This is a genomic window from Streptomyces swartbergensis, assembly GCF_002148965.1.
Taxonomy (GTDB): domain Bacteria; phylum Actinomycetota; class Actinomycetes; order Streptomycetales; family Streptomycetaceae; genus Streptomyces; species Streptomyces swartbergensis.
Window position 1 is genome coordinate 1 of record NZ_NGFN01000391.1, and the last position, 7,687, is coordinate 7,687.

Sequence of the window (7,687 nt, forward strand, 5' to 3'; positions counted from 1 at the left end):
CTCCCCCACCACCGTCCCGCGCAGATCCACGAGCACGGCCCTGACCTCGTCCCGGTCCAGGTGGACGCCCACCGCGTGCCCCGCCTCGGGCACCAGCCGCAGCACCGTGCGCGGCTTGCCCCCAGTCGACGCGCGGCGCCCCGCCTCCGCCGCGAGCCCGTCCTCCCGCAGCCGGGCCGTGATCTTGCTGACCGCCTGTGGGGTGAGGCCGGTCCGCTCGGCGAGTTCGAGCCGGCTGATGCCCTCGGACCCGGCCGTCCGCAGCAGGTCGAGCACCAGCGCGGCGTTGTGGCTGCGCAGGGCGAGCAGGTTCGCTCCGGCCCCTGGGCCGGCCATGCCGCCCACTCCGCCTACTCCGCCTACTCCGCCCGCTCCGCCCACTGCGCCCACTGCGCCCACTGCGCCCGTACGGTCGTTCGCCCTGTTCACGCCCCCCATTGTCCCCGGCGCTTGCACTTTGGCAACAGCGTTGCCAAAGTGGTGCCATGACTGGCACACCCCTCGGGACATCGGGTACACCCGGCACACCCGGCACTCCCGGCTCGCCCCTCCGCGTCGGCCTCGTCGGCTACGGCCTCGCCGGCTCCGTCTTCCACGCCCCGCTGATCGCCGCCACCGAGGGCCTCGCCCTCGACACGGTGGTCACCTCGAACCCCGAGCGGCAACAGCAGGCCCGCGCCGAGTTCCCGGACGTGCGCGTCGCCGCCGGCCCGGACGAGCTGTTCGAACGGGCCGGGGAGCTGGACCTGATCGTCGTGGCGTCCCCGAACAAGACGCACGTGCCGCTCGCGACGACCGCGCTCAAGGCGGGTCTGCCGGTCGTGGTCGACAAGCCCGTCGCGGGCACGGCGGCCGAGGCCCGCGAGCTGGCCGCCCTGGCCGAGGACCGCGGCCTGCTCCTCTCCGTCTTCCAGAACCGCCGCTGGGACAACGACTTCCTCACCCTGCGCAAGCTGCTGGCCGAGGGCGAGTTGGGCGACGTCTGGCGCTTCGAGTCCCGCTTCGAGCGCTGGCGTCCGAAGCCGAAGGGCGGCTGGCGGGAGTCCGGCGACCCCGCAGAGATCGGAGGTCTGCTGTACGACCTCGGCAGCCATGTCGTCGACCAGGCCCTGGTCCTCTTCGGCCCGGCGGCCGCCGTGTACGCGGAGTCGGACATCCGCCGCCCGGGCGCCGAGACGGACGACGACACGTTCATCGCCATCACGCACACCAGCGGCGTCCGCTCCCACCTCTACGTCTCCGCGACGACCGCCCAGCTCGGACCCCGCTTCCGCGTCCTGGGCTCCGCCGCCGGCTACGTCAAGTACGGCCTCGACCCCCAGGAGGCGGCCCTGCGCGAAGGTCACCGCCCCGGGCCCGGCTGGGGCGTGGAGCCCGAGGCGCTGTGGGGCCGCGTGGGCTCCGGCGAGTCCCCGGTCACGGGAGGCGGCCGCCCCGAACCCACCCTCCCGGGCGACTACCCCGCTTACTATGCGGCCGTGGCGAAGGCCCTGCTGGAGGGCGCCCCGAACCCGGTGACCGCACGGGAGGCCGCCGCCGCCCTGGACGTACTGGAAGCCGCCCGTCGTTCCGCCCGCGAGAAGGTGACGGTGACCCTGTGACACACAAGAGCGCGCACAACCCTTCGCACAGCCAGGAGCTGACCCCGAAGATCCACCCGGAGCTCACCCCGAGCCTGGAGGAGCTGGAGAGGGAGGAACGCCGCCTGGTGTTCCGCCAGTTCACCCACGACGACGCCTGGGCGCTCGGCTCGCTCCTCGTCGGCATGGCCCGGGAGCGGCAGGCCCCGGTCGCGATCGACATCCACCGCGCCGGCCAGCAGCTCTTCCACGCGGCGCTGCCCGGCTCCACGCCCGACAACGACGCCTGGATCGAGCGCAAGCGCCGGGTGGTCGAGCGCTACGGCTCCGCCTCCTACCTGGTGGGCGCCCGCTTCCGCGCCAAGGGCACGACGTTCGAGGAGTCCTCGCGCCTCGACCCCGACACCTACGCGGCACACGGCGGTTCCTTCCCGATCACCGTCGAGGGCGTCGGCGTGATCGGCGCGGTGACGGTGTCCGGGCTGCCGCAGCTCCAGGACCACCGGTTCGTGGTGGACGCGCTGGAGGAGTTCCTCGGCAAGGACCGCTAGCGCCCCGAAATCACCCGCACCGGCTCGGAATTACTGCCGGGTCCCTCCGGTTGGCACCTGCTGTACGCATGATCACATACGGCGCCCAACCGGAGGGATCCCCACCGATGACCACTGCTCTGAAGGAAACCGTCGGCCGGTACGGCATCTGGAGCGTAGGCCTGCGCTCGGAGGACCCGGACCGGCGCGGCGAGCTCGCGGAGGCCGCCGCCGAGTTGGAGGAGCTCGGCTACGGCGCCGTCTGGCTGGGCGGCAACAGCTCCGCCGCCAACGCCGCCCCGCTGATCGAGGCGACCTCGAAGCTCACCGTCGGCACCAGCATCCAGAGCATCTGGCAGCACGAGCCGGACGCCGCCGCCACGGCCTTCGGGGACCTGGAGTCGGCCCACCCCGGGCGTTTCCTGCTGGGCCTCGGAGTGAGCCACGCCAAGCGCGTGGAGCAGTACTCCCGCCCCTACTCGGCCCTCGTCGACCACCTCGACGGCCTGGACGCCGCCGGAGTTCCGGCGGACCGCCGCCTCCTGGCCGCCCTGGGCCCGAAGTCGCTCCGGCTGGCGCGCGACCGGGCGGCGGGCTCGATCCCGTACCTGGTCACCCCGGAGCACACCGCGCACGCCCGCGAGATCCTGGGCGAGGCCCCGCTGCTGGCCCCGGAGCTGGGCGTCATCCCGGAGACGGACCCGGCCCGTGCCCGCGCCCTGGCCCGCGAGTTCCTCGAGATCTACCTCCCGCTGCCGAACTACACCAACAACTTCCTCCGCCACGGCTTCACCGAGGACGACCTGGTGGACGGCGGCAGCGACCGCCTCGTCGACGCCCTGTTCGCCTGGGGCGACGAGACGGCCATCCGCACCAAGATCGACGCCTTCTACGACGCCGGAGCGGACCACCTCGCCCTCCAGGTCCTGGACGGCGAACCGCGCGACGCCCTCCCGAGGAAGGCCTGGCGCGACCTGGCAACTCTGCTGCTGGGCTGACCCTTCAGGGGCGCGGGGAACTGMGCGACGGCCACGTACGGCCCGCAGCCGGAAGCCGGCCGCAGTTTCCYCGGCTCACCCAGCGGAGCGCCTACGCGTCCTTGAACTCCTGCCGCTGCCGCCCGAGCCCCTCGATCTCCAGCTCCACGACATCCCCGGCCCGCAGGAACGGCTTCGGCTCGGGCGCCCCCAGCGCCACCCCCGCCGGCGTCCCCGTGTTGATCACATCCCCGGGGTACAGCGTCATGAACTGACTGAGATACCGCACGACCTCCCCCACCGGGAAGATCTGCTCGGCCGTCGTGCCGTCCTGCTTCAACTCCCCGTTGACCCACAGCCGCAGCGACAGCCGCTGCGGATCCGGCACCTCGTCCGCCGTCACCAGCCACGGCCCCAGTGGGTTGAACGTCTCGCAGTTCTTCCCCTTGTCCCAGGTCCCGCCCCGCTCGATCTGGAACTCCCGCTCGGACACGTCGTGCGCCACCGCGTATCCGGCGACATGCGCGAGCCCCTCCTCCGCGGACCCCAGGTACCGGGCCGTACGCCCGATGACGACGGCCAGCTCGACCTCCCAGTCGGTCTTGCGGGACGCGCGCGGCACGAGCACCGTGTCGTTCGGCCCGATCACCGTGTCCGGCGCCTTCATGAAGACGACCGGCTCGGCGGGCGGCTCGGCACCCGTCTCGCGCGCGTGGTCGTGGTAGTTCAGCCCGATGCAGACGATCTTGCCGATCCGTCCCAGCGGCGGCCCGATCCGCAGCCCGGTGGCGTCCAGGACGGGCAGCTCACCGGCGTCGGCGGCGGCACGGACCCGACCGAGCGCCGCGTCGTCCGCGAGCAGCGCCCCGTCGATGTCCGGCACGACGCCCGACAGGTCCCGCAGGGTCCCGTCGGCGTCGAGCAGTGCGGGCCGCTCGGTCCCCGCCGTACCGACTCGCAGCAGCTTCATGATCACGTCTCCCTCGATCGCGGGTGCCCGCCCGAGGCCTGCGACCCGGATGCGGCGGGGCAGCCATCGGAGGACTGGTCGATCCTCCAAGCTGGGAGTGCACTCCGCAATACCCAGTTCACGTACTGGACCGTCACGTATCGGAACCGGCTACCGCCTACCGGTACAGCACAGCGCGCTCGACGACACTCCACGTCGTACTGGTCACGACGTACAGCGCGGCGGCCAGCGGCACGACGGCCACGGTGACGAGCGTGAAGAAGGACATGAAGGGCATCACCTTGGTCACCGCCCCGAGCCCCGCCACCTGCTCACCGCCGGCCGGGAGCGCCGGGTTCGCGGCCATCATGCGCTTGCTGAGGCGGTAGCTGAACGCGGCGACCCCGGCGACGACCGCGAACAGCCCGGCGTAGACGAGCCCCGCCCCATCGAGGAGACCACCCTGGAGCGCGTCCACCCACCGCTCTCCCAGCGGCGCGGCGAACAACTGGTGGTCGAGCAGCTCGTTGGCCCGCCCGCCGATCGTGTCGCTGGAGAACAGGTGGTAGAGCAGGAAGAACGCGGGCACCTGGAGCAGCCCGGGCAGGCAGCCGGCCAGCGGCGACACCTTCTCCTCGGCGTGCAGCTCCAGCACGGCCCGCTGGAGCTTCTCGGGGTTCTTCCCGTGCTTCTTCCGCAGCTCGGCGATCTTCGGCTGGAGCGCGGTCCGGGCCTTCTGGCCGCGCGCGGCGGCCCGGGACAGGGGGTGGACGAGGAGTCGTACGAGCGCGGTGAACAGGACGATCGCGGCGGCGGCCGCACCGGCGCCGAACAGCGGCTGGAGGAGGTCGGCGAGTCGCTCGACCAGGTGGGCGAAGACGGACATGGGTGAGCCCTCCGGGGGTCTCGTCGTGCCGGGAGTGGGACTTGGCGGCATGACGACCCGCGCGGGGCCGGCTACGGGAACGCGCCCGTGCAGGTGCCCGTGAAAGTACCTGGGTGCGCCTGGATGTGGCCCCTACGCGAAGGTCGCCCGGAGGGCGTGTCCGGGTGCCCGGGGCCGGGTGCGCCCCCGGGCGTCGGGATCGCGTTGGGGCAGGAACGCCGTACGGAGGTCACGGTCGCGGATGGCCGTGCGCACGCGGGTGCGCGGCACGGCGGGCGCGCAGCGCGAGCCGACGAGGGCACAGACCGCGAGCGCGGCAGAGGCCGCGGCGGTGGCGGCGAGCGCGACGGTGGCGTAGAGGCTGCCGGTGTCCAGCAGCGCCACTTCCAGGACCAGGAAGAGCAGCACGAGAGCGGGACGCAGACTCGTCCAACCGCGGACCATCGGCCCCCTCCTCCCGAACACTCGCCAGCTCACTCGACTACCCGTTCTCTTCCCTCTGTTCGTTATACAGGATCGCTCCGACGGTCACGTCCGAGACTTCGTACACGGGTTTTAGAAAGGTTCGTCGCAACTCTCGACAACCCACCCGCCACACCCGATGCTTCTCGTTGCCATCAACGGGCCAACCCGCGACGCCGGGCCGGGGGGACCGGCGCCTGCCCCGATTCCCCTACGGAGGAGCCGTGATACGACGCAGAACCCTGCTGACCGCAGCAGGCGGTACGTTCCTCGGCAGCGCCCTGGCGACAGGCACCGCGCACGCGGACGCCACCATCGCCGTCAACCCCTCGACGACGTACGGCACTTGGGAGGGCTGGGGCACCTCCCTCGCCTGGTGGGCCAACGTCTTCGGCGCCCGAGACGACTTCTCGGACCTCTTCTTCACCACCAAGTCGGTGACGTACAACGGCAGATCGCTCCCCGGCCTGGGCCTCAACATCGCCCGCTACAACCTGGGCGCGTGCAGCTGGAACACCGTCGGCGGCGAGACGATGGTCGAATCACCGAACATCCCCGCCTTCAAGCAGATCGAGGGCTTCTGGCAGGACTGGAACAACGAGGACCCCGCCTCCTCGGCCTGGAAGTGGTCGGCGGACGCCAACCAGCGCGCGATGCTGGTGAAGGCGACGCAGCGCGGCGCGATCACGGAACTCTTCGCCAACTCCCCGATGTGGTGGATGTGCAGCAACCACAACCCCTCGGGCGCGGCGGGCGGCGGCAACAACCTGCAGACCTGGAACTACCGCCAGCACGCCTCCCACCTGGCGGCGACGGCCCTGTACGCGCGCAACAACTGGGGCGTGAACTTCGCGACGGTCGACCCTTCAACGAGCCGGCCTCCACCTGGTGGACCGCGACCGGCACCCAGGAGGGCTGTCACATGGACCCCGCGGTCCAGGCGGCCGTACTCCCGTACATGCGCAGCGAGCTGGACAAGCGAGGCCTCACGGGCATCCGCATCGCGGCCTCGGACGAAACCAACTACGACACGGCCCGCTCGACGTGGGCGTCCTTCAACTCGTCGACCAAGGCCCTGGTCTCCCAGGTCAACGTGCACGGCTACCAGGGCTCCGGCGGCCGCCGCGACCTCCTCTACACGGACGTGGTGACGACGTCCCGCAAGAAGCTGTGGAACTCCGAGACGGGCGACAGCGACGGCACGGGCCTGACCATGGCGTCGAACCTCTGCTACGACTTCCGCTGGCTGCACCCCACGGCGTGGTGCTACTGGCAGGTCATGGACCCGTCGACGGGCTGGGCGATGATCGCCTACGACGCGAACACCCTCCAGCCGACCACGGTCCAGACGAAGCACTACGTACTGGCCCAGTTCAGCCGCCACATCCGCCCGGGCATGACGATCCTGGACACGGGCGTGAGCTACGCGGTGGCGGCGTACTCGGCGTCCGCCCGCCGCCTGGTGATCGTCGCGGTGAACACCGCGACTTCGGCCCAGACCCTCACCTTCGACCTCTCCCGCTTCTCGACGGTGACGGGCGGCACGAACGGCACGGTGCCCCGCTGGAACACGGTGACGACGGGAGGCGGCGACCTCTACACCCCCCGCTCGGACATCCGCCTGAACGGAAAGTCGGTCAGCGTCCCCTTCGCGGCAAAGTCGGTCCAAACGCTGCAAATAGACGGCGTGACGCTGTAGGCCAACGGCATGCCGACGTCATGGCGACGTCATGGCGACGTCATGGCGACGATTCGGGACGATCTGTAGAGCCGGCATGACAAGCATGGGGAACCCGCGCAGGCCAGAGGTATGGCCCGCGCATCTCTCACGCTCGTCACCTCCCGGCAGTACGGTGTCCCCCATGCGCCCCGACACGCCTGCCGAAACCGTCGACCACACCGCCGAGGCGGCACGCCTGGAGCGGACCGCCGGCCTGTATCCCGAGGACTCCGAGGCCCTGCTGCTGCGCGCCGCGGCCCACCTGGAACTCGCCGGCGACCGCCCCACGGCCACGGCCCTCTACGACCGTCTGCTGTCCTCCACGGACGGCCTGGAGAACCCCCACCTGGTACGGGCGCTCAAGGCGTCGAACCTCTGGGAGTACGGCCACGAGGCCGAGGCCAGGGCGATCATCGAGGGCGTCCGGGTGGCGTCCCCGCGCGACCCGGCCCCCTGGGTGATCGTCGCCGAGGCCCTGGAGTCCCACGACGAGCTGGAAGCGGCGCACGACACGTTCACGGAGGCCGTACGCCTCCTCCTGACCGACGTCCCGGAACCCCCGCAGCCGACCCACCCCCTCCTC

At 71.5% G+C, this 7,687-nt stretch carries 7 protein-coding genes and 2 pseudogenes; 5 read left to right on the forward strand and 4 right to left on the reverse strand.

Annotated elements, in window-relative coordinates; all coding sequences use genetic code 11:
- A partial coding sequence (locus CA983_RS37530) for a winged helix-turn-helix transcriptional regulator (protein WP_143645675.1) occupies nucleotides 1-336 on the reverse strand: 336 nt, incomplete at its 3' end.
- A 149-nt stretch (nucleotides 337-485) separates the two neighbouring features.
- On the opposite strand from CA983_RS37530, the gene CA983_RS37535 reads away from it, so the two are divergent.
- The 3 genes from CA983_RS37535 to CA983_RS37545 all read left to right on the forward strand — a co-directional run bounded on the left by CA983_RS37535 (nucleotide 486) and on the right by CA983_RS37545 (nucleotide 3,108).
- Entirely contained in the window at nucleotides 486-1,601 is a 1,116-nt protein-coding gene (locus CA983_RS37535) for a Gfo/Idh/MocA family oxidoreductase (RefSeq protein ID WP_086605199.1), read from the forward strand.
- Nucleotides 1,598-2,131 carry a heme-degrading domain-containing protein gene (locus CA983_RS37540; RefSeq protein WP_086605200.1) on the forward strand — a complete coding sequence of 178 codons (534 nt, stop codon included), beginning with the start codon at nucleotides 1,598-1,600 and terminating at the stop codon, nucleotides 2,129-2,131. Before CA983_RS37535 ends, CA983_RS37540 begins: the two co-directional genes overlap by 4 nt.
- Nucleotides 2,132-2,238: 107 nt before the next feature.
- The gene (locus CA983_RS37545; RefSeq protein WP_086605201.1) at nucleotides 2,239-3,108 is read left to right on the forward strand and encodes an LLM class F420-dependent oxidoreductase; all 870 of its coding nucleotides are present in this window, start codon (nucleotides 2,239-2,241) and stop codon (nucleotides 3,106-3,108) included.
- Between the two features lie 91 nt (nucleotides 3,109-3,199).
- On the opposite strand, the gene CA983_RS37550 is transcribed toward CA983_RS37545, so the two are convergent.
- The 3 genes from CA983_RS37550 to CA983_RS37560 all read right to left on the reverse strand — a co-directional run bounded on the left by CA983_RS37550 (nucleotide 3,200) and on the right by CA983_RS37560 (nucleotide 5,366).
- A complete protein-coding gene (locus tag CA983_RS37550) occupies nucleotides 3,200-4,057 on the reverse strand; it encodes a fumarylacetoacetate hydrolase family protein (RefSeq protein ID WP_086605202.1) in 858 nt (285 codons plus the stop codon).
- Between the two features lie 157 nt (nucleotides 4,058-4,214).
- On the reverse strand, nucleotides 4,215-4,922 hold the full coding sequence (locus CA983_RS37555) for a YidC/Oxa1 family membrane protein insertase (RefSeq protein ID WP_086605203.1): 708 nt from the start codon (nucleotides 4,920-4,922) through the stop codon (nucleotides 4,215-4,217).
- A gap of 132 nt (nucleotides 4,923-5,054) precedes the next feature.
- Nucleotides 5,055-5,366 carry a DUF6412 domain-containing protein gene (locus CA983_RS37560; RefSeq protein WP_086605204.1) on the reverse strand — a complete coding sequence of 104 codons (312 nt, stop codon included), beginning with the start codon at nucleotides 5,364-5,366 and terminating at the stop codon, nucleotides 5,055-5,057.
- Nucleotides 5,367-5,608: 242 nt separating this feature from the next.
- Here CA983_RS37560 and CA983_RS37565 point away from each other — a divergent pair.
- Both CA983_RS37565 and CA983_RS37570 read left to right on the forward strand, forming a co-directional pair.
- Nucleotides 5,609-7,083: pseudogene (locus tag CA983_RS37565) on the forward strand (glycoside hydrolase).
- 163 nt (nucleotides 7,084-7,246) lie between these two features.
- A pseudogene (locus CA983_RS37570) lies at nucleotides 7,247-7,687 on the forward strand (hypothetical protein); the annotation flags it as partial.

Coding starts and splice junctions, on each gene's coding strand:
- CA983_RS37535 (WP_086605199.1), top strand. CDS start 486: ATGACTGGCACACCCCTCGGGACATCGGGTACACCCGGCACACCCGGC.
- CA983_RS37545 (WP_086605201.1), top strand. CDS start 2,239: ATGACCACTGCTCTGAAGGAAACCGTCGGCCGGTACGGCATCTGGAGC.
- CA983_RS37550 (WP_086605202.1), bottom strand. CDS start 4,057: ATGAAGCTGCTGCGAGTCGGTACGGCGGGGACCGAGCGGCCCGCACTG.
- CA983_RS37555 (WP_086605203.1), bottom strand. CDS start 4,922: ATGTCCGTCTTCGCCCACCTGGTCGAGCGACTCGCCGACCTCCTCCAG.
- CA983_RS37560 (WP_086605204.1), bottom strand. CDS start 5,366: ATGGTCCGCGGTTGGACGAGTCTGCGTCCCGCTCTCGTGCTGCTCTTC.